This window comes from Halomonas sp. M1 (genome assembly GCF_029581375.1).
Classification (GTDB): Bacteria; Pseudomonadota; Gammaproteobacteria; order Pseudomonadales; family Halomonadaceae; genus Vreelandella.
The window spans coordinates 647,318-667,470 of the sequence record NZ_CP121119.1 but is presented as its reverse complement, the minus strand read 5'-3'; the positions used below and the strand labels follow the sequence as shown (position 1 = coordinate 667,470).

Annotated in this window: 14 protein-coding genes, 1 tRNA gene and 1 other RNA gene; 13 read left to right on the top strand and 3 right to left on the bottom strand. The window is 50.7% G+C overall.

What is annotated here, in order from left to right:
* Window positions 1–155: 155 nt before the first annotated feature.
* Genes betA through betI form a run of 3 tightly spaced genes read right to left on the bottom strand, consistent with a single transcriptional unit; the run spans window position 156 to window position 3,942 of the window.
* Window positions 156–1,829, bottom strand: coding sequence for a choline dehydrogenase (gene betA / locus P8S54_RS03035; protein WP_281443171.1), 1,674 nt, complete (start codon window positions 1,827–1,829; stop codon window positions 156–158).
* Between the two features lie 9 nt (window positions 1,830–1,838).
* Window positions 1,839–3,308: a betaine-aldehyde dehydrogenase gene (betB, locus tag P8S54_RS03030; RefSeq protein WP_281443170.1), complete on the bottom strand. Its 1,470-nt coding sequence runs from the start codon at window positions 3,306–3,308 to the stop codon at window positions 1,839–1,841.
* Window positions 3,309–3,318: 10 nt separating this feature from the next.
* Entirely contained in the window at window positions 3,319–3,942 is a 624-nt protein-coding gene (gene betI, locus P8S54_RS03025; protein WP_305656739.1) for a transcriptional regulator BetI, read from the bottom strand.
* A gap of 178 nt (window positions 3,943–4,120) precedes the next feature.
* Here betI and P8S54_RS03020 point away from each other — a divergent pair, with 178 nt between their 5' ends.
* The 13 genes from P8S54_RS03020 to P8S54_RS02960 all read left to right on the top strand — a co-directional run bounded on the left by P8S54_RS03020 (window position 4,121) and on the right by P8S54_RS02960 (window position 20,033).
* A complete protein-coding gene (locus tag P8S54_RS03020; RefSeq protein ID WP_281443168.1) occupies window positions 4,121–5,056 on the top strand; it encodes a choline ABC transporter substrate-binding protein in 936 nt (311 codons plus the stop codon).
* Between the two features lie 90 nt (window positions 5,057–5,146).
* Window positions 5,147–5,223: transfer RNA gene (locus P8S54_RS03015), tRNA-Met, on the top strand.
* Window positions 5,224–5,269: 46 nt separating this feature from the next.
* An RNA gene (gene ffs, locus P8S54_RS03010) (signal recognition particle sRNA small type) lies at window positions 5,270–5,366 on the top strand.
* Between the two features lie 610 nt (window positions 5,367–5,976).
* Window positions 5,977–7,284 carry a hypothetical protein gene (locus tag P8S54_RS03005; RefSeq protein ID WP_281443167.1) on the top strand — a complete coding sequence of 436 codons (1,308 nt, stop codon included), beginning with the start codon at window positions 5,977–5,979 and terminating at the stop codon, window positions 7,282–7,284.
* A 400-nt stretch (window positions 7,285–7,684) separates the two neighbouring features.
* Window positions 7,685–8,245 (top strand): sugar transferase, encoded by a 561-nt coding sequence (locus P8S54_RS03000; RefSeq protein WP_281443166.1) that lies wholly within the window; start codon window positions 7,685–7,687, stop codon window positions 8,243–8,245.
* A gap of 38 nt (window positions 8,246–8,283) precedes the next feature.
* Complete coding sequence (locus P8S54_RS02995) at window positions 8,284–9,516, top strand: O-antigen ligase family protein (RefSeq protein ID WP_281443165.1); 1,233 nt, start codon at window positions 8,284–8,286, stop codon at window positions 9,514–9,516.
* 31 nt (window positions 9,517–9,547) lie between these two features.
* The gene (locus P8S54_RS02990; RefSeq protein ID WP_281443164.1) at window positions 9,548–10,264 is read left to right on the top strand and encodes an ElyC/SanA/YdcF family protein; all 717 of its coding nucleotides are present in this window, start codon (window positions 9,548–9,550) and stop codon (window positions 10,262–10,264) included.
* Between the two features lie 50 nt (window positions 10,265–10,314).
* Complete coding sequence (locus P8S54_RS02985; protein WP_281443163.1) at window positions 10,315–10,752, top strand: low molecular weight protein-tyrosine-phosphatase; 438 nt, start codon at window positions 10,315–10,317, stop codon at window positions 10,750–10,752.
* Between the two features lie 779 nt (window positions 10,753–11,531).
* A complete protein-coding gene (locus P8S54_RS02980) occupies window positions 11,532–12,683 on the top strand; it encodes a polysaccharide export protein (protein ID WP_281443162.1) in 1,152 nt (383 codons plus the stop codon).
* 42 nt (window positions 12,684–12,725) lie between these two features.
* Window positions 12,726–14,984 carry a polysaccharide biosynthesis tyrosine autokinase gene (locus tag P8S54_RS02975; protein WP_281443161.1) on the top strand — a complete coding sequence of 753 codons (2,259 nt, stop codon included), beginning with the start codon at window positions 12,726–12,728 and terminating at the stop codon, window positions 14,982–14,984.
* A gap of 78 nt (window positions 14,985–15,062) precedes the next feature.
* Window positions 15,063–16,802: an ABC transporter ATP-binding protein gene (locus tag P8S54_RS02970; protein WP_281443160.1), complete on the top strand. Its 1,740-nt coding sequence runs from the start codon at window positions 15,063–15,065 to the stop codon at window positions 16,800–16,802.
* A gap of 21 nt (window positions 16,803–16,823) precedes the next feature.
* The gene (locus tag P8S54_RS02965; protein ID WP_281443159.1) at window positions 16,824–17,963 is read left to right on the top strand and encodes a hypothetical protein; all 1,140 of its coding nucleotides are present in this window, start codon (window positions 16,824–16,826) and stop codon (window positions 17,961–17,963) included.
* A 72-nt stretch (window positions 17,964–18,035) separates the two neighbouring features.
* The gene (locus tag P8S54_RS02960; RefSeq protein WP_281443158.1) at window positions 18,036–20,033 is read left to right on the top strand and encodes a nucleoside-diphosphate sugar epimerase/dehydratase; all 1,998 of its coding nucleotides are present in this window, start codon (window positions 18,036–18,038) and stop codon (window positions 20,031–20,033) included.
* Window positions 20,034–20,153 lie beyond the last annotated feature (120 nt).

The window sequence follows — 20,153 nt, the reverse complement described above, 5'->3', positions numbered from 1 at the left end:
TACCAATCCTTCTTCCCAATCGCGGGGCTTCACCCTGCGTTTAATCACTACTGTAGCGTATTGGTGAGGGGGATGTTCTCTGCGCTGAATACAAGGCATAAAAAAACGCCACAGGGTTACGCTGTGGCGTTTGAGTCATAATTGTAAAGTGAAGTTCAGTGCTGTTTTGCGGGTGCTCCGTTAGCAACATAGTAGTCTACGTTAGCGCGAGGCAGGGGGGCGCGACCTCGAATGCGGTCGGCTATTTTTTCTGCCAGCATAATCGTCGGCGCGTTTAGATTGCCGGTAGGGATTACCGGGAAAAGCGATGCATCGACCACCCGCAAACCCTCAAGACCATGTACGCGGCCTTGGCTATCTGTGACAGCCATCGCGTCATCGCCCATTCGGCAGCTACCGCAGGGGTGATAAGCGGTTTCGGCATGCTGTTTCACGAAAGCATCAAGCTGTTCATCCGACTGCACGTCAGGCCCGGGGGCGATTTCACGGCCACGGTACTTATCAAAGGCTGGCTGAGCGATGATTTCACGGGTGAGGCGAATGGCATCCCGGAACTCCTGCCAATCTTTCTCTTTGGCCATGTAATTAAACAGAATGCTAGGCGCGGCATGTGGATCTTTCGAGGTAAGGCGAATCCGCCCGCGGCTTTCGGAGCGCATAGAACCCACGTGGGCCTGAAAGCCGTGAGCCTGCACCGCACTTTTGCCGTTGTAACTAATCGCGATGGGCAGAAAGTGGTACTGCAGATTCGGCCACTCTTCTTCATCGCGGCTACGGATAAAGCCACAGGATTCGAACTGATTGCTGGCGCCGATGCCGGTGCCTTTAAATAGCCACTCAGCGCCGATTTTTGGCTGGTTATACCATTTCAGCGCCGGGTAGAGTGAGATCGGTTCTTCGCATTCGTACTGAATGTACATCTCCAGGTGGTCTTGGAGATTTTCGCCAACCCCGGGTAGTTCATGAACGACCGAAATGCCTAACTCTTGAAGCCACTCTGGGTTACCCACGCCAGAGCGTTGGAGAATCTGTGGTGAGGCAATCGCGCCGCCGCACAGCAGTACTTCTCGAAGGGCTCGGGCGTGGTGTACCTGGCCGTTTTGCTCATAGCGAACACCCACAGCGCGCTTCCCCTCGAACTCAATAACATCGGTCACCGCGTGGGTTTCTATGGTTAAGTTGCTGCGCTGCTTGGCGGTATCCAAGTAACCTCGGGCGGTAGATGCGCGTCGGCCTTTAGGTGTGACGAAGCGGTCCATAGGGCCAAAGCCCTCTTGCTGGTAGCCGTTAACATCTTCAGTTTCTGGGTAGCCTGCCTGCTTACAGGCTTCGATAAAGGTGCGATAAAGCGGGTTGTTATTCGCTTTTGGTGTGGTGACGCTAACCGGGCCGTCGCCGCCGTGGTAGTCGTTCGGGCCGATGTCGCGGGTTTCGCACTTTTTAAAGTAGGGCAGGCAACTTAGGTAGTCCCACTCTTCAAGGCCGGGCTGTTTGGCCCAGTTATCGTAGTCCAGTGCGTTGCCGCGGATGTAGCACATACCGTTGATGAGCGAGGAGCCGCCTAGGCCCTTACCGCGCCCACACTCCATCCGGCGGCCATCCATATACGGTTCGGGATCGGTTTCAAACGCCCAGTTGTAGCGTTTGCCCTGTAGTGGATAGGCCAGGGCCGCCGGCATTTGGGTACGAAAATCGAAACGATAATCAGGGCCACCAGCTTCGAGCAACAAAACACTAACGTCGCTATCTTCGGTCAGACGGGTAGCGAGTACGTTGCCCGCCGAGCCTGCCCCAATAATGATGTAATCAAATTCACGTGGTTGAGACATGAGCACTCCTTAAAACACCGACTCAAACGGGCCCATCTCGATCTGCACGGACTTGGTTTGCGTATAGTGATTAAGCGTCTCGACGCCGTTTTCACGCCCAATGCCAGACTCCTTATAGCCGCCTACCGGCATCTCGGAGGGGGACTCGCCCCAGGTGTTAATCCAGCAAATACCGGCTTCTAGCTGGTGAATGACGCGATGGGCGCGGTTTAGGCTTTCGCTAAAAACGCCTGCGGCCAAACCGTACTTGGTGTCATTGGCGCGACGGATGACCTCGTCTTCATCATCAAAGGTAAGTACCGACATGACCGGACCAAATATCTCTTCACGTACGATGCGCATATCGTCAGTGCAGTCAGTGAATACTGTGGGGGCTGCCCAGGCGCCATTGGCCCAGCTACCGCTGTTCCAATTATCGCCACCCACCAACAACCGAGCACCTTGTGCTTTGCCGAGCGCTATGTAGGAGAGTACTTTTTCCTGATGCTCAAAGCTGACTAGTGGCCCGAAGTTGACGCTGGGGTCCATTGGGTCGCCTGCCTTAATGCGCTTGACGCGCTCTACCAGCTTGGCTTCAAAGGCATCTTTTATACTGTGCTCAACGAATACCCGCGTGCCGTTGGTGCAGATTTGGCCGCTGGAGTAGAAGTTGGCCATCATGGCGGCATCGGCGGCGCGATCAAGATCGGCGTCGGCAAATACGATCAGCGGTGATTTGCCGCCCAGTTCCATGGTGACATCTTTTAGCGTGGAGCCGCCGGCAGCCGCCATCACCTTTTTGCCGGTGGCCACTTCGCCGGTAAATGATACTTTTGCGATGCCAGGGTGCTCGGTGAGCATAGCGCCCACGCGGCCGTCGCCCTGAACCACGTTAAACACGCCGTTGGGCAAGCCAGCTTCGGTGAAAATCTCGGCCAGTTTCATCACCGTTAGCGGGGTAACTTCGCTAGGCTTAAACACTACTGCGTTACCGGCGGCCAGTGCAGGAGCGGCTTTCCAACAGGCGATTTGGATGGGGTAGTTCCAAGCACCAATCGCACCAATCACGCCTAGCGGTTCACGACGGGTATATACGAATGAGCTGTCGCGCAGGGGGATTTGGCTGCCTTCAATGGCGGGTGCCAAGCCAGCGTAGTATTCAAGCGCATCTGCGCCGGTCACGACATCCACGCTTGCCGTTTCACTGATCGGCTTGCCAGTATTGTGGGTTTCCAACTCAGCTAACGCATCGTTGCGTTCACGCAGTAGCGCTACGGCACGCAGCAGGATGCGTGAGCGCTGCATGCCGCTCATGGCAGCCCACTCGCGTTGGCCTTTTTGAGCAGTGGAAACGGCGGCATCAACATCCGCTTGACTTGCTTGTCCGATGGTAGCGAGCAAGCTGCCATCAAAAGGATTGGTAACGGTAAATGTTTCGCCGGAGGTAGCGTCTGCCGGGCGACCATCAATATAAAGGGGCTGTACGTCTTGAGTGGCCATGCTGGTCTCCTTAGCGAATATTAGTCGCGGTTGCTTCTTCTAAGCATCCGTGGTGTGTGAGCAACTGATTGAGATAGGTGTGCGCAAGGTGGCGCGCTTCGGCAGCGTCAAGACCATCTGGAGTAAGCGCGCCACGAAGCCACAAACCATCAATCATGGCGGCTAATCCTCTTGCCGCATTTCGGGCGTCAGGGCGGGGCATAACGCGCTGAAACTGGTGGCATAAGTTGGCGTAAAGACGGCGGTCGTTGACGTATTGAAGGCGCTGAAGCATGGGTTTGTGCATGCTGCTAGCCCAAAAGGCGAGCCACGTTTTAGCCGCTGGGCCAGTTACCTGGGTGCGGTCGAAATTACCTTCAATAATCGCCCCAATATGGGCGCGGGGAGATCCGTCTTCGAGAGCACGACGACGTGCCGACACAGCATCACTGAGATCTGTCAGAATTTGACGCATGGTGGCTTCTAGCAAGCCGTCCTTGCCGCCGAAGTAGTGGCTAATAATACCCGCTGAAACACCTGCATGGCGTGCAATGCGCATGACAGTCGCTTCGGCGAGGCCAACTTCATCAATGGCCGCCATTGTGGCTTTAATTAACTGCTGGCGGCGTATTGGTTCCATTCCCACCTTAGGCACAGCTATCTCCTAATGACGATGAATGCCAGTTACTCCCAGCCTTGAAAAGCAGGGGTAGGCATGATTATCTAGTTATGATGACATTTCTTTATTGAACGTTCAATCAATAAAAAATGAGTGTTAAACAGAGGCTGTGTACTAAAAGCAGTGTGATTACAAACTAGAAAGGGGATTGATAATGATAAAACCGAACTACTCACGTGGTCTTGCCACCCTTCTAATTACCGCAGGGTTACCCGCGGTAGCCTCTGCTAACGAGTGCAGCAGTGTCCGCTTTGCAGAAGTCGGTTGGACAGATATAACTGCGACCACCGCGATGGCAAGTGAAGTACTAGACGCGCTGGGCTACGAACCCCGCGTGGATACTGTTTCTGTACCCATTGCTTATGCGGGTATGCGAAATAATGATTTTGACGTCTTTCTAGGTAACTGGATGCCCTCTATGGCGTCCATTAGTGACCCTTATATTGAAAGCGGCGACGTAGAGCGCCTAGTAGCAAATCTGGAAGGGGCAAAATACACTCTAGCTGTACCCCAGTACGTTTACGATGCTGGCGTAACATCGGTTAAGGATTTAGCGGAGCACGCTGACCAGTTTGAACGCCGCTTGCACGGCATTGAGGCTGGCAATGATGGGAATGAACTGATTGAGCAAATGATCGACGACGATGCTTATGGTTTGGGTAACTGGCAAGTGGTCGACTCAAGCGAAGCGGGGATGCTGGCAGAACTTCGTTCACGTGTGCCTAATGAAGAGTGGATGGTGTTTTTGGGGTGGGCACCGCACCCAATGAATACTAACTTTGACATGGCGTACCTAACCGACGCCGATGACTATTTCGGCCCTGACTTGGGGGGCGCAACGGTATACACCAATACCCGCGCAGGTTTTATTGAAGAGTGCCCGAATGTAGGTACGTTGCTGCGCAATATGACGTTTACGTTGGAAATGGAAAACCAGCTGATGAGCGCGATTATGGACGATGGGGTAGAGCCGCGAGCTGCAGCACGTGCCTATCTCAATGAAAATACCGATGTGCTTGATACGTGGTTAGAAGGCGTAACAACCCGCGACGGCGATGAAGCACTGCCCGCCGTTAAGGCCGCACTATAAGCACGCATGTGACCAAAGCAAAAGGCAGGCTGTTTTGGCTTGCCTTTTGTCTCTAATATAGGCATACTCTGCACCCGCTGATGTCGGAAAGGCTACGTAGCTCAGCTGGTTAGAGCACATCACTCATAATGATGGGGTCCCCTGTTCAAATCAGGGCGTAGCCACCAATCAGCACTAATGCGTATTTTGATCTATGCATTGCAATGGTGGCCCCTTAGGTCCTCCCGCAACGCTAAACTGCAAACCCCGCCAGGCCCGGAAGGGAGCAACGGTAGCAGTGGCTGCGTGTGCCGGGATGTGGCTTTTGGGGCCGCCTCCATTTATGTCGTTTCTCATCCAAACTTGGGCATCATTTGTAAAAAAGCGTGGCATAAACTATTTCTTAGTAACATTACAATAGAAATGGTGATGCTATGTGCCATCCCAAGCTTCACCCCTCCCGCGTCGATAATCTCTTCAAACCTGTCAGCGTCAAAAACTATAGCGTGCCAATCATTGGGTCGCCGCTGGTATTGCGCGCTTGTTTCCATGTTGAATACTCAGACGCTGTTGTGTCTTTTGAAGCGCAGCCCAAGGGCTTCCACTATTGTGACGACGCCAAGACCCTTCCGTACATCCCTGATTTTCATGAGTCAAAGCGTTGGGTATCGATACATTCGTCGAGGTTAAGCTTAACAGTATTTTCCCAAGCCTGATGTTAGGCAACGGTTTATAGCAAAAAAAGAGTCTGCTTAAAGCCAGTGTTTAAACATGATGTTGATGACTGATCACCCAATACGTGTAAATCTGCCTTTAGGTCATTGAGCGTTATTACATCGTTACTCTAAACTTTCCAGTAAGGCTGATTCTCACTGTATTTATTTAAGTTAAAAAATAATTATTTTTATACGTTCTAGATGGTGAAAAAGTGGGAGGGGGCTATGAGCGATAAACTTAAATTTCTAGGACTACTTTTATTCATAGGCCCTATGGTTGTCTTTTATCAAAATGAGGCGGAGGGGGTGGCCCAGCGACCGATTTTTGACCAAATCAACCAAGTGAGACAGCCCGACCCAGCCCCTAGCGTGGGTAGGTATGTCGACGACACATTTTCATGCCTTAACACCTATAAGGGGCCTATTACAGACCTGAGTGGCTATCATGGGTATGATAATTTTAATCTCTACGACGCGGGCAGCAACCGGGTGCCGGTAGAATCTCGATTTGACGCCAGGGATGGAGTTTGGCACCAACGAAAGTTTCCTGATGCTCCCAACAGCCTTCCTGTAAAAATAAGCAGTGGCTCTGTCAACGGTGGTTCGTTACCTACTCCTGTCTGCTTTGCGGGCGGTACGTTTATTGGAACCAACGATCCTGAAATGAATTGGAGGGAGGCAAAGCAAAGACCTCGTGGGCGAGCAATACTTTTGGTCTCCGATAGGTCCATCATCGATGGTGCGCGAATAGACAACGTCGGAGAGGACGGAGTCGGCTTATTTGTTCCTCGCAGACACCAAGCGGTCACGTCTTACAATCGACACACTGTGCGCAATACATGGTTTTCAAATATTTTTGACGATGCCATCGAGGAGACCCAAATGCAGACTATGCTTGTCGAGGACACGCTGTTTGACGGTGTGATGCAAGCAGTAGCGACAGATCCGGCACGAGGGTCATCCGATGCTTATCGAACAAACGTGGTAACACTTAATGAAGTATTGATTCGCACTACGCCTGTGCCACACCCAGATCAAACAAGAGCTCCTGACGGTGTGTACCATGGTTTTGGCTTAAAAATGCGTTCGGCGACTCCCCACGGCTGGTCGATTCAAAAATCTGTGTTTGCCTATGATGACCGTGAAAAGCCCCATGGTCGTGGTTTTGCAAGTCGATTTCGGGATGCTCTTTCAACAACGGAGTCCTGCTCGAACAATGTGATTGCATGGATGGGAGACAGTGCTTGGCCGGCAGACGTGCTGGTAGAGAGAGGGGCGATCATAGAGATTGAAAATCTGAATAAGAAATTCCCCGGCTGTTTTACTATTCTTGAAGGCCAAGAAGCTCGGCAATTTTGGGCAGGGGCTCGTATGAATTGGATCAATTGCCACCCCCAGGTTGGGCGCATTCCTGAAAATGTCAGTCCTAGACTACCTAATGGGGACCCGTCATCCGATATCTCACGGTGCGACACCGATGCTTATGGAGGAGGCGGCACAAATATTTCAGCCACTATATTATTAGCCCCCTAGCTATCGTTAGCCCCCTGGCTTATTTCCTAAAATATTCTTCTAAAAAGATGAGCTCTTCGACAGCAGCGCGTCATTTTTTCGTGCGAGTTTAAAGATTCTATTTCTAAATTAATACTTATTTATCAGTTACTGCTATCTAAAAGTGTTATTTTTAGTGCTGATTTTTCGCATTTTTTCCGGTTTATATGATTGGGTTATGATAGTTTTAGTAATAGTTAAAAGATGGGGAAGTCAATTAATAATGCTAGAAGAATCGGTCACTTGACTGGAAGTTTTATCAATAGTTACGCAATTAACCGTTGAGTCAGTTGTTCTCTGGGTTTTATAGTTTGCAGTGAAGGTTACCCTGCCTATTTTTAAATAGTTAAATTTAAAAATAAACCCTGCGGACGGTGATATCATGGCTAAAACGCTACGTTTTTTTGACATACTATTTGCCGCCTCGGGTCTACTCTTTGGCCTACCAATATTGTTGTTATTAGCCTTGATCGGTTATTGGGACACTGGGTCTCCTCTTTTTTTGCAAAAGCGCGTGGGATATCGTGGCCGACCGTTTGTACTCATCAAATTCCGAACCATGAAGCTTGATACCGCCTGGGTTGCTTCGCATCTTGCGGATGCTTCCTCAATCACCCGTTTCGGTCTTTTTTTGCGCCGTACCAAATTGGATGAATTACCTCAGCTATGGAATGTATTGACGGGGGACATGAGTCTTGTGGGGCCTCGCCCGTGCCTGTTCTCGCAACATGAGTTGATCCAGGAGCGTTCCAAGCGCAATGTATACAACGCTCGTCCGGGTATTACCGGCTTGGCACAACTTAACAATATTGATATGTCTACGCCTGAGTTGTTGGCGGAAATGGATCAACGAATGTTGGCCGAAATGGCGGTGCCGACGTACTTTCGCTATCTGTTCCTGACAGTGCTGGGAAAAGGAAGCGGGGATCGGGTGAGTCAGTAACGCATCATCACTCCTATGATCTATAAGGCACACAGTACATGCAGGCTGTCGCAATCACTGCTTTACCGCTGCTGATACCCATGGGCTATTGGTTGGGGTTGGTAATCACCATTGTATGGGGAGTAGGTGGGTGTCTTGCATGGAGTAAACGACGCAAAAAGAGCGGCTTAAAACCCATAACGTGGCGTGGCGATGGACTTTTGCTAGCGTTGTTATTGGGTGTAGGTGTGGTCGAAGTAATGGTTGGCGTATGGCATGCCAGCTTGCGTCAAGCGTTGCCGTTAGCAGGAGCAGCCTGGCTCGGTGCACTGGCCTTGGTGATGATTCGTACTGCAGCGTTAAAACCCTGGGGGTGGTGGGCCGGCTTAGCATTGGCTGGAATAGGGGCTGGAGGATGGGCTGCGTGGCAAAAATTGGGGGTTGGTTTGACCCGGGCAACAGGGCACCCGCCACTACACTCTATTTTTTTCGGAAATTTTGCGTTACTAAGTTCGCTGTTATGTTTGGCCGGTCTTGGGTGGGCCTGGCACCAGCAAACAACACGTTTTTATTGGATTATGCTTTTACTAGGAGGCGCGGCGGGAGGTGCGTTGGCGTCGGTATTTTCCGGTACGCGTGGTGGCTGGTTAATTCTACCGCTAGTGTTATGTTTATTTTATTACGGTTATACGCACCGCTGGCGAGCCAGGTGGCGTTGGCTGGGAATGTGCTCTGTACTTGTGGTGATGCTAGTGGTGTATGTAACACCGCAAACCGGTGTGGCAAAACGGATGGATAAGGCGGTGAGTGAAGTGCACCGTTATATTGAGGGTACCGGGTTTGGTTCTGTGGGGGCTCGCTTGGAAATGTATCGCGGAGCGATGTGGTTAATTCGTGATCAACCCTTTATAGGTTATGGGCATCGAGGCTATGATCCCGCTATGCAAGGGTTAAAGAAAAAGGGAATACTCAACCCGGATCTTGGCAATTATTGGCATGCACATAACGATCTTTTAGACGCTTGGGTACGGCGGGGGTTGCCGGGTCTTCTGATGGTATTAGGTCTTTATCTTGTTCCCTTATGGCGTTTCCTACCCGGTTTACGCAGCGAAAACCCTAAACAAAGGTCCTTTTCTATGGCGGGTGTGTTACTAGCAATAAGCTTTGTAAGCTTTGGCTTGAGCTATTCTTTCTTTGCCTATCCGGCTGGAATAGCAGTGTACGCCAGCTGGCTGATTTTACTTTGGGTTCAGGTGCCAGGAGAGCAACGGCAGCATAGTCCTCATGTATAGCCTAGTTAAAACGCTGACGGCTATATTATTGATGCCTCTCCCCTTAATGGCCATTACCTTTGGTATCGGGTGGGTAGTTCGTAAGCGAGGGCGATACCGCTTAGGCGATAATCTAATGGTCGTGGCAGTGGTATTACTTTTGCTGGCTGCGTGGGCACCAGTAGCGGATGGCCTCCTTGAGCCTTTAGAGTCAAAGTATGCGGCATTAATGGAGTGGCCAGAACATAGCGACATTGATGCTGTAGTCGTATTAGGTGGCGGCTGGCAGCCAGAGCAGCCGTGGTCAATAACCGGAAGGCTAAGCGAAAGCTCAGGATTTCGCTTGATGGAGGGTGTGAGGTTATGGAACCAGCGTCCAGATTTGCCGTTATTAGTCTCAGGAGGCGGCACAGACCCTGAAATGACCATGGCACACGGCTATGCTGAAGCCGCTGAGTCATTGGGAGTGCCTTCAGAGCAGATCGTTAAACTGACATCACCCAAAGACACCGCAGAAGAGGCAATTGAAGTAAAAGCGTTACTTGGCGACGGCGCTCAGGTACTGCTGGTGACATCAGCGTCGCATATGCCTCGTGCAGTACAGCATTTCGAACAGGTTGGTTTAAAACCAGTGGCAGCGCCCACGCATTATTTGGTTAAACAGCAGGAGGCGATTGCATATTGGATACCTTCTGCGCGTGAACTACGCAAAACGGAGCGGGCTATTTATGAAGCTTTTGGACTGATTGCTATTCATTGGGAGCATTGAGTATGGCATTTGATAACCTTCTTTTCCCCTTGCCAGGGAATAACTAAGCTATGTTCGAGCGTATTTTGGTGGTGTGTACCGGCAACATTTGCCGTAGCCCTGTTGCCGAAGCATTTCTGAGGCAGCAACTGCCCAAATGTCAGGTTAGCTCAGCTGGATTAGGCGCATTAGTGGGAAAGCCTGTTTCATCGTTTGCACGACAATTAGCAGAAGCAGATGGCTTGGATGTCACCCATCATCAAGCACGCCAACTCTCAGACAAAATGATTCAAGATGCCGATCTCATTCTTGTGATGACAGAGGGTCAGCGTCGTGCTGTGGGACAGCAAGCACCTCAAGCGTTAGGTAAAATACTATTGCTCGGTCGTTGGTTGGATGGCGGCGAGGGGCAGGACATACCGGACCCTTATCGAAAAACAAAAGAAGTCTTCGAGCATGTGCATTCGCTACTCAAGGACGCGACTCACTTATGGGCGGAAAAGCTCTAGGCTTTGTGCGCAGCGCGCCTGGGCTCGTCAATCGGCGTTAAGATCCTCTGCTCCACGTCCGGTCAAAATACTCACCTATGATAGCCGCACACGTTAAGCGGGTTCTGCTTCGCTGATGTTTGCCACGATTTGCTTACCCACGCGGTTTAAACATCACTGATTGGCTAATGCTAATCAGCACAACCCTTGCTAATCAGTGCTTCCACGCTTCAATTAATCACTCTCTGCACTTCCTTCTTTCCTCGCTTGCTAGGGCGGTTAGGCAAGCCTTTTAGATAAATTACTTTAGAGAGCGCTTGTTTACTGCTCGAAACAGAGTAGGGCGCCCTTTTGCAACTTTATGTTACAAATATTATATCTAATTATAATTTATATTAATGGATGTCTTAGATAATATAAAAAAGTACTAAAAATATTAGTCAAACAATCGAAGTTATTGATAAATATATGATATTTAAGTAAAAAATAAAACTTAAAAAACCGATAGATAATATTTTTTAGCTTATCTATGACCCCTCACAGCGTTATAAAAAATGCCTAAACATACTCTCCCAGCCTAAAAAAGCACTAGAAATCTCACTCTGCCATGACTATGTAAATGGAAGTAATCTTTTTGTATTTTTATGTAACCTTAAGATTGTTTATCAAATTGATAATTGTGCCCCATGGGTCTGCGCAGGTTGGCATCTCCATGGCAGTTTTCAAAAGGCTCTGGGAAATGCCTGATTAAAAATCCCCGGGCGGTAGCGTGGAAAGCCAAAAAGCAAAGGGAGTAAAGAATGAACAAATTCAATGAGATAGAGGAAGTTGGGTTGAGAAAGCATCCAAGCCGTCTGATCCGCTATCTAATACTGATAGTGCTTTTGGGTGTTCTCAGCGGCTGTGCAATGGCGCCTGGCGGTCATATCGATAAAGGCAATTTGGAGCAATCGCTGGATGGGCGCGTTGACGTACAGCCAATCACCCCTAACTTGGTGAATGCGATGTACGAAATGGAGGTGCCTACCCGCGCAACGCCCCAAGCATTAGATCAGGAAGTGCAGGGCTATGAGTATCGGGTGGGCCCTGGCGACATCCTGAGCGTGATTGTCTACGACCATCCTGAACTGACTATCCCTGCGGGTACCGAGCGCTCCGCTGCAGAAACCGGTAACCGTATACGGCCTAACGGTACCATGTTTTACCCCTACGTGGGGCGCGTTAAGGTCGATGGCATGACGCTTGACCAGGTTCGCGATCTGATTGCGCAGCGGCTTTCCAGCGTGATCACCAACCCTCAAGTAGAAGTAGGCATTGCAGCGTTTCACTCACAGAAAGTTTATATCAGTGGTGCTGTAGAAAACCCCGGAACACTGCCGCTGACTATTGTGCCAATGACGCTGCTGGATGCTATCAGTGAAGTCGGTGGTGCGCGTGATAACGCCGATTGGCATAACGTTACGCTAAGCCGAAACGGTAGAGAAGATAAGATCTCGCTATACGCCATGATGCGCCAAGGGGATATGAGCCAGAACCGCTTACTGCGTAACGGTGACCTTCTTCACGTGCCTTCTATGGAGAACCAGAACGTCATTGTGATGGGGCAGGTACTACGGCCTGGTGCGATTGCCTTGGGTAACGAACGCATCACCTTGACGGATGCATTAGGAAGAGCGGGTGGTGTAAATGAAAATCGAGCTGAGCCTTCAGGCATTTTCGTAGTGCGTGGAAACCCACCCGGCAGTGAAAAAATCGCCACTATTTACCAGTTGGATATTCGAGATGCCACGCGCTTATTGCTGGGAACGCGGTTTCCTCTCGAACCCCAGGATGTGGTGTACGTGACTTCAGCGCCGCTGGCTCGTTGGAACAACGTGATCTCTTTGCTGCTGCCTTCCGTCAGTCTGCCGGGTGATGTCGCAACGACTGCGGTGGATGTTGGTGATCTTTAAGCACCTAACTAACTACTATTTGAAGAGTAATGAGGCATGGCTATGACTCACTTCCCCCCGGCACCATCGTCGTCGCTTGGCCCTCAGGAGAGCGACGATCTTAATCTACGTAAGTTGGTGGATACACTTTTCGACCATCGCTGGTTTATCGTTTCGTTAACGGGAGTTTTTCTTCTTGGAGGCTATTTTCACGCCAGTTCTCAACCTCGCATTTATCAAGCGGATGCCTTAGTCCAGATTGAGGCGAGAGGTTCGAACTTAGCGTTCATGGATTCAGCAGGTGAAAGGCAGCCGGATAACCCGACTGCCGCTGAGCTTGAAATTCTGCAGTCGCGCATGGTGCTAGGTGAAACCGCTAACCGGCAAGACTTGGCCATACAAGTTGAGCCGCGCCGGTTGCCAATGGTAGGGAATTTCCTCGTTAGCCATGGTGTTAACCAAGCGTCGATCGAAAGCATTACACCAGCATTCATACGAGGGTGGTTGGGGGACAGTGAGGGTAGTAGCTGGCAAAACCCTTATGTGTGGGCCGACGAGTCGCTGCGTGTTTCGCGATTTGAAGTGCCTGATGACAACATTGGGCTGGATCATATAGTACGCATTAAGGAAGAGGGTCGTTTTGACTTGTTACTGGAAGAAGAAACGCTATTGACTGGCAACGTCGGTGAAACGGTTCAAGACGATGCGTTGGGTTATCGCCTTTTCATTAGTCAGGCAATCGCCCATCCAGGGTCTGAATTTATCTTAAGGCGGGTCTCTTCTCTTAATGCAATAAGGAGTTTGCAGAGTCGTTTCGAGATTATGCCGCGAGGCGTTGAGTCAGGCGTTTATGAACTCAAACTAAGCGGTGCCGATCGTAGTGAGATCCAACCGACGCTGGACACCTTAACGGGGGTGTTTCTTACCCAAAACGTGCAGCGTCACTCCGAAGAAGCAGAGCAGCAGATCGCTTTTCTTAACGAGCAGATTCCCCAAGTTAGCAATCAATTATCCGATGCTGAGGGAATGCTCAATGATTATCGAGCGCAACGTGATTCGGTAGATTTAACTTTCGAGACTCAAAATCTTCTTACTCGCGTAGTCGAGGTTGAAAACCAGCTCAACGAGCTGTCAATGAGAGAAGCCGACCTAGCTGAGCGGTACCGGCCTTCGCACCCCAACTACCAGACACTTTTAAGACAACGTTCTCAGCTTGCCGCAGAGCGCGATCGCCTCAATGCCCAGGTCAATGAGCTACCTGAAACTCAGCAGGAAGTGCTTCGATTAACGCGGGACACCCAAGTCAATCAGCAAGTGTATGTGCAATTGCTGAATCAGCTTCAAGAGATGCGTCTGGTTAAGGCTGGAACCGTGGGTAACGTACGTATCCTGGATACCGCTATGTTGAGTCCAGGCACTATTGCTCCGCGTATTCCTCTGATTACGGCTGTAAGCGGCCTGATTGGTGCATTGCTAGCGACAATGATTGTGGTAATGCGGTTATTACTTAGTCGTGCGATTAAGACTCCCGAACAGCTCGAAGAATTGGGCCTGCCCGTTTACGCCACCTTGCCGGATTCTGGAGAGCAGGCGGGGCTTACCGAGCGAATTCGTCCGCGCCATTCGAAAAAGGCTCAGGAAGTATTCAGAGGTTTGCTGGCTGTTCAGAAACCCGCTGAAATTGCAGTGGAAGCGTTGCGCGGTCTGCGTACTAGTCTCTATTTTGCCATGCTCGAGTCTGACAATAATCGGCTGATGATAACCGGTGCTAGCCCAGGGGTCGGTAAGAGTTTCGTGGCGGCGAATTTGGCAGCAGTATGTGCCCAAGCAGGCCAGAGAGTACTGTTGATTGATGCTGATATGCGCCGTGGTCACTTACACCATGCGTTTAACGGTAAGGGCGTAAAAGGCCTTTCTGAGTTGTTGGCACGGCGTATAGAGGTTGAAGAAGCTGTTCGCCACAGCGATCTAGAAGGACTGGATTATGTGGCTCGAGGCAGTGTGCCGCCTAATCCCTCAGAGCTTTTGATGCAGCAAAGCTTCCACGATTTTCTTGAAGCGATGAGCCTGAGCTACGACTTAGTGATCGTAGATACGCCACCGATACTCGCGGTGACCGATGCCACAGTGGTAGGCAAGATGGCCGGCACCAGTCTGATGGTCGTGCGTTTCGATGCTAACGCACCTGGCGAGATCAAAGCCGCTAAGCGCCGTTTGGAGAATGCGGGTGTGAATATCAAGGGTGGAATCTTGAACGGTGTTAAGAAATCCACCAATAGCCGCCATGGATATTACGGCAGCTACCTCTATGCTTACCGGTGAACCACTATGCTAAAGCAATTGCGGGAATTCTATTCTTTATTGACTCAGCAACAACGCCGGCAGTTATTGAGGCTTCAAGTGTTAATTATTGGTATGGCGCTGGCTCAGATAGCCAGTGTCATTGCCATCGGGCCCTTCATGGCGGTAGTGGGGGATATGAGTAAGCTTCAGGGCGATGGTTGGCTCGCTTTGGCTTACGACGCCAGCGGCATGCAAAGCCCTAAGACGTTCTTGAGTTTATTGGGTGGAATGGTTCTTGGCGTACTGCTTTTGGCGGCGCTGGTCTCTATCTACACCACTTGGCGGCTGGCGCTCTACAGCGCTCAGGTAGGGGCAGAACTCTCAAGCCGCCTCTACCGCTATTACTTGCACCAACCGTGGTTGTTTCACTCCGGCCAGAATACTAGTGGCTTAACCACTAAGGTATCTGCTGAAGTCCAACGAGTGACCATTAAAATCATTAATCCCGCCATGGAGCTCAACGCGAAGTTGATCATGGTGTCTTTAATGACTCTGGCAATTTTTCTCTATAACCCGGTGGTAGCGATATCCGGCATGGTGATCTTTATAGGCACCTATTTGCTGCTATATCAGACGGTGCGACGTTATCTCGTCATTAATGGAATAAGGGTTTCCGAAGCGCAAGCCAAGCGTTTCAAGCTGATGAATGAGGGGTTTGGAGGCATTAAAGACCTGCTGTTACTTCATCGACAGGCGGGTTTTACCTCACGCTTTGATAAGGCAAGTAACCGTATCGCGCGGGGTGAAGGCGTCACTCAGGGCCTAAGTGAAGCGCCACGTTTCGCCATTGAGTTAGTCGCCTTTGGTTCAGTCATTGTGCTGGTGCTTTATCTGCTAAACCTTTACCAAGGTAATCTAGGCGCCATTCTGCCAGCCCTGTCAATTTATGCGCTGGCAGGCTTCAAAATGCTCCCCGGCTTTCAAAAAATCTACACCTCGATCACGAAAATACGCGGTAATTTAGCCGCCTATGACGCCATTCGTGACGATTTGATCGCAAGTCGTGAATTTAAAAACACTCACGCGGTGAGTGAAGCGCACGCTGAAGCAGAGATAACACCTTGGGTGCCCCAGCGTGAAATTAAGATGCAGGACGTGGTGTTTGACTACCCAGGTTCACGGGCATTGGCACTGGATGGGCTGAGCTTGACGATCCCCGTTAATAAAATGGTGGGATTGGTGGGTTCTTCCGGTAGTGGCAAGAGCACGGCTATCGACTTATTGCTGGGACTGATTGAGCCTAAGAAAGGGCGAGTGCTGATTGATGGTATACCCCTCACGTCGGAAAACCTGCGCCATTGGCAGGCAGGCGTGGGTTTTGTCCCGCAACAGATATTTTTGTCTGATGCTAGCATCCTTGAAAACGTTGCATTTGCTATTGAGCGCGACGCTATTGACGTCGAAAGAGTGAAGGAAGCGCTGCACATGGCGCAGCTCGATGAACTGATTGAAGGATTTCCTGAAGGTCTGGAAACACATATCGGCGAGCGTGGCGTGCAGATATCAGGCGGGCAGCGTCAACGGTTAGGTATCGCTCGCGCCCTTTATCAGCAAGCCCAAGTATTGGTGTTCGACGAAGCCACTAGCGCTCTGGATGGGATAACTGAACGTCGAGTGATGGATGATATCCAGCGATTCTCCGGCCAGATGACCGTGATCATGATTGCCCACCGCTTAGCGACCGTTAAAGAGTGCGACATCATCTACATGCTGGAGAGTGGACGGGTAATCGATGCTGGCACCTACGATGATCTAGCCAGCCGTAACCAGACCTTCCAGATGATGGCCAATCTTTAGTCACGGAAAAAGGATATCGCCATGAATCTGATTGGTGCACTACTACTATTCCTGGGCCTCTCACTGAGCAGTCTTTATTTGTTCCCCAGTGGTGCGCCACAGCTAGCTGACTTTGTATTGATAGGCTTTTCCGGTGTCATGCTGGTGATGTCGCTGGGTGATAAACACCTTAAAGTTTCACCCTTCGCTATATGCTGGGGAATGATGGTGCTATGGGTGTTGCTGGTTTGCCTTGGTTGGACCTTGATAATGCAAACCACTACTTTTTTTAAGCCCGCTCAGTTCTTCCTGTTTAATTTCCTAATTGGTATGTCGCTATTACGTTTTCTTAATGTTTACGGCGACCGTGCGTTAGGCATTATCCGCAGTGGCGTATCAATTGCCCTATTAATTGCGGCTGGCTATACGGTAACGCAGCTAGCTATGGGGATTAGCCGTACTACGGGTAGTTTCAACAACCCCAACCAACTCGCCTATTTTTCGCTATGCGGCGTAGTGTTGCTGCTAATGCTCGACGATTTTCATATACAGATGAGACCCTTAGCACTGGCTGGGCTAGCCTCAGGAGTCTTAGGGATTCTCGCGGCGTCGTCGTTAGCGGCCATGGGGGGAGGCGTCATGGTGCTGGCTGGCTGGGCGCTGGCTAATGCCAAACAAGTTAAGCACTTTGCACGCTTGCTACTGCTACTTCCTCTGTTACTACTGGGTGTGCTGGTGGCTAATGTCAGCTCAGATGGACAAGTACTGCGTAATTTGGAAGCGCGTATGGACAGGGCGCCGGGTAAGGTGGATAGCGTCTATGAAGAGCGCAAGTTCGACCGGTTAATGAATTTCCCTGAATACGCGATCCTGGGGGCGGGCGAGGCCGAGCGTGAGCGCTTTGCGCCTTACGATGGGCATGAAATTCACTCTTCCTTCATCAACATGTTATTTGCCTACGGCCTACCCGGGCTCGGGCTTTTTCTCTTAACGATAGCAATCGTGTTGCGCCAAGCACCGTTGTACGTATGGGCTGCGGTGGCCGGGCCATTGGTTTATTCCCTGACCCATAATGGCCTGCGTTCCACACTGTTTTGGATGGTACTGGTGATCGGTTGGCATCTTTACCGACAAGGCTCTGCGGCCGTTGCACAGCATCGTCTAGTTCCAGAGCTTTCCTAAACAACACCGCAGTATACATCGTGACCGTATAACCCGTGAGTAATGCCATCAAGGAAGAATAAAGGGGAAAACATGGCTAGTTTAATGAAATCGTTATCGATGACGCCACGCTGGATAAAGCGCAGGGTACTGGTGGTTCTAGATGGAGTGATTGTGGCGAGCAGCCTGCAACTGGCAGCTATGATCCATCTGGAAAGCCCACAGCCGCTTAGCGATGGTTCTCTTTGGATGGCTATCGGCCTGTTAGTGCCGATGAGTCTTCTGCTTTTTCACTGGCTTGGGTTGTATCGCCTGGTAATTCGCTACATGAGTCATGTCACCGTTCCGACGGTCGTGATGGTGGTGATGTCATCGGCTTTGCTTGTGATACCTGCCAGCCACCTTGTGGGGCACTCCATTGGCCTGTCGATTATCGTTACCTACTCACTTTTCTTACTGCTAGGCATTGGTAGCCTTCGTTTTGTGCTACGCGAGTTGTATCGCCGTAGCCAGCGTCGCCAGCGTAAGCCAGTGGTGATCTATGGGGCTGGCGCTGCGGGGTGTGAATTGGTCGCCGCGCTTCGCCACGGAGGGGAGTATGAGCCCGTCGCCTTCGTGGATGACTGGCGCGGGCTTGAAGGCGCCATGGTCGAAGGGCTTAGGGTGCATCAGCCGGTTGCGCTGGCTGCTCTGGTTCAGGAGTACCAGGCTGCTATGGTTTTACTCGCCATCCCTAGTGCACCCCGTTGGCGCCGACGTGAAATATTGCACTGGCTTTCGGGCCTCTCTGTTCCACTTAAGACAATTCCCGGCAGCGCTGATGTTATCGCCGGGCGGGCTAAAATCAGCGAGCTTCATGACGTGGCGCTTGAGGATTTGCTTGGGAGGGAAGCGGTGCCTGCTTTCCCTGAGTTGATGCAGTCCAATATTCAAGATAAGGCAGTGATGGTGACCGGGGCGGGAGGCTCGATTGGCAGCGAGTTATGCCGTCAGATACTTGCTCAGAATCCCGTACGGTTATTGCTGGTCGACAACTGTGAATATGCGCTGTATGCCATCGAGCAAGAGTTGAAGCAGCATATCGAAACGACCCAGTCAAGTTGCGAACTAAAGCCACTACTAATATCGGTTCAGCATGCGGGCAGCCTGAAAGCGGTGTTCGACAGCTTCGAAGTACACACCGTCTACCACGCCGCTGCTTACAAACACGTACCGATGGTGGAGTTCAACCTTGTGCAGGGAGTAAGCAATAACGTCTTGGGCACCTTGCACCTTGCTAAGGCCGCCATGGCAGCGAGGGTAGAAACCTTTGTGGTGATCTCTACCGATAAAGCAGTTCGTCCCACTAATGCAATGGGGGCTTCTAAAAGGTTGACCGAGCTTATTTGTCAAGCATTTGCTCATGCACAAACAAACACGCGTTTTTGCATGGTGCGTTTCGGTAATGTGTTGGGGTCAAGTGGCTCAGTAGTCCCGGTATTTCGTAAGCAGATTGAACAGGGTGGCCCTATTAAGGTGACACATCCCGATATTACCCGTTATTTCATGACCATTCCTGAAGCCGCTCAGCTGGTTATTCAGGCAGGCGCCATGGGTGAGGGGGGCGAGGTATTTGTACTCGACATGGGCGAGCCAGTACGCATCTACGATTTGGCAATGAATATGGTGCGACTTTCTGGGCTTGAAGTGAAAGATGCCCAACATCCTGAAGGGGATATTGAAATCATCTACACCGGCCTACGGCCTGGCGAGAAACTTTACGAGGAGCTGCTAATCGGTGATGACGTGCGAAGGACGCGCCACGATCGCATTATGACGTCAAAAGAGCGTTTCTGGGAATGGCCCAGGCTAGAAGCATTTTTAAAGGAACTGGAGCAGGCCTTTACTGAAACTGATCACTTGCGTATTCGACAACTTTTACAGTCGGCACCTTTGGATTACCACCCCCTGGATGAAATAGCTGATTTGGTATGGGAAGCTCGTCAAACCATGCTTCCCGGACCCCAAGACCAATCCCTAGATACGCCCCATTTCTTACGTTCTATTAATCGTATTGAACCCGCACTAAGCCCCGTTTCTAAAGAGAGTTGATACGCCTGCCAGAAAAGCATTGCGTTAAGTAATCACCTCTCTTGCCAACTTTAAGTGATGAATAGGGCATAACTAAGCATGTCATCACTCCCTTTTTTTAAAAAGCACTCTCTTTAGCTT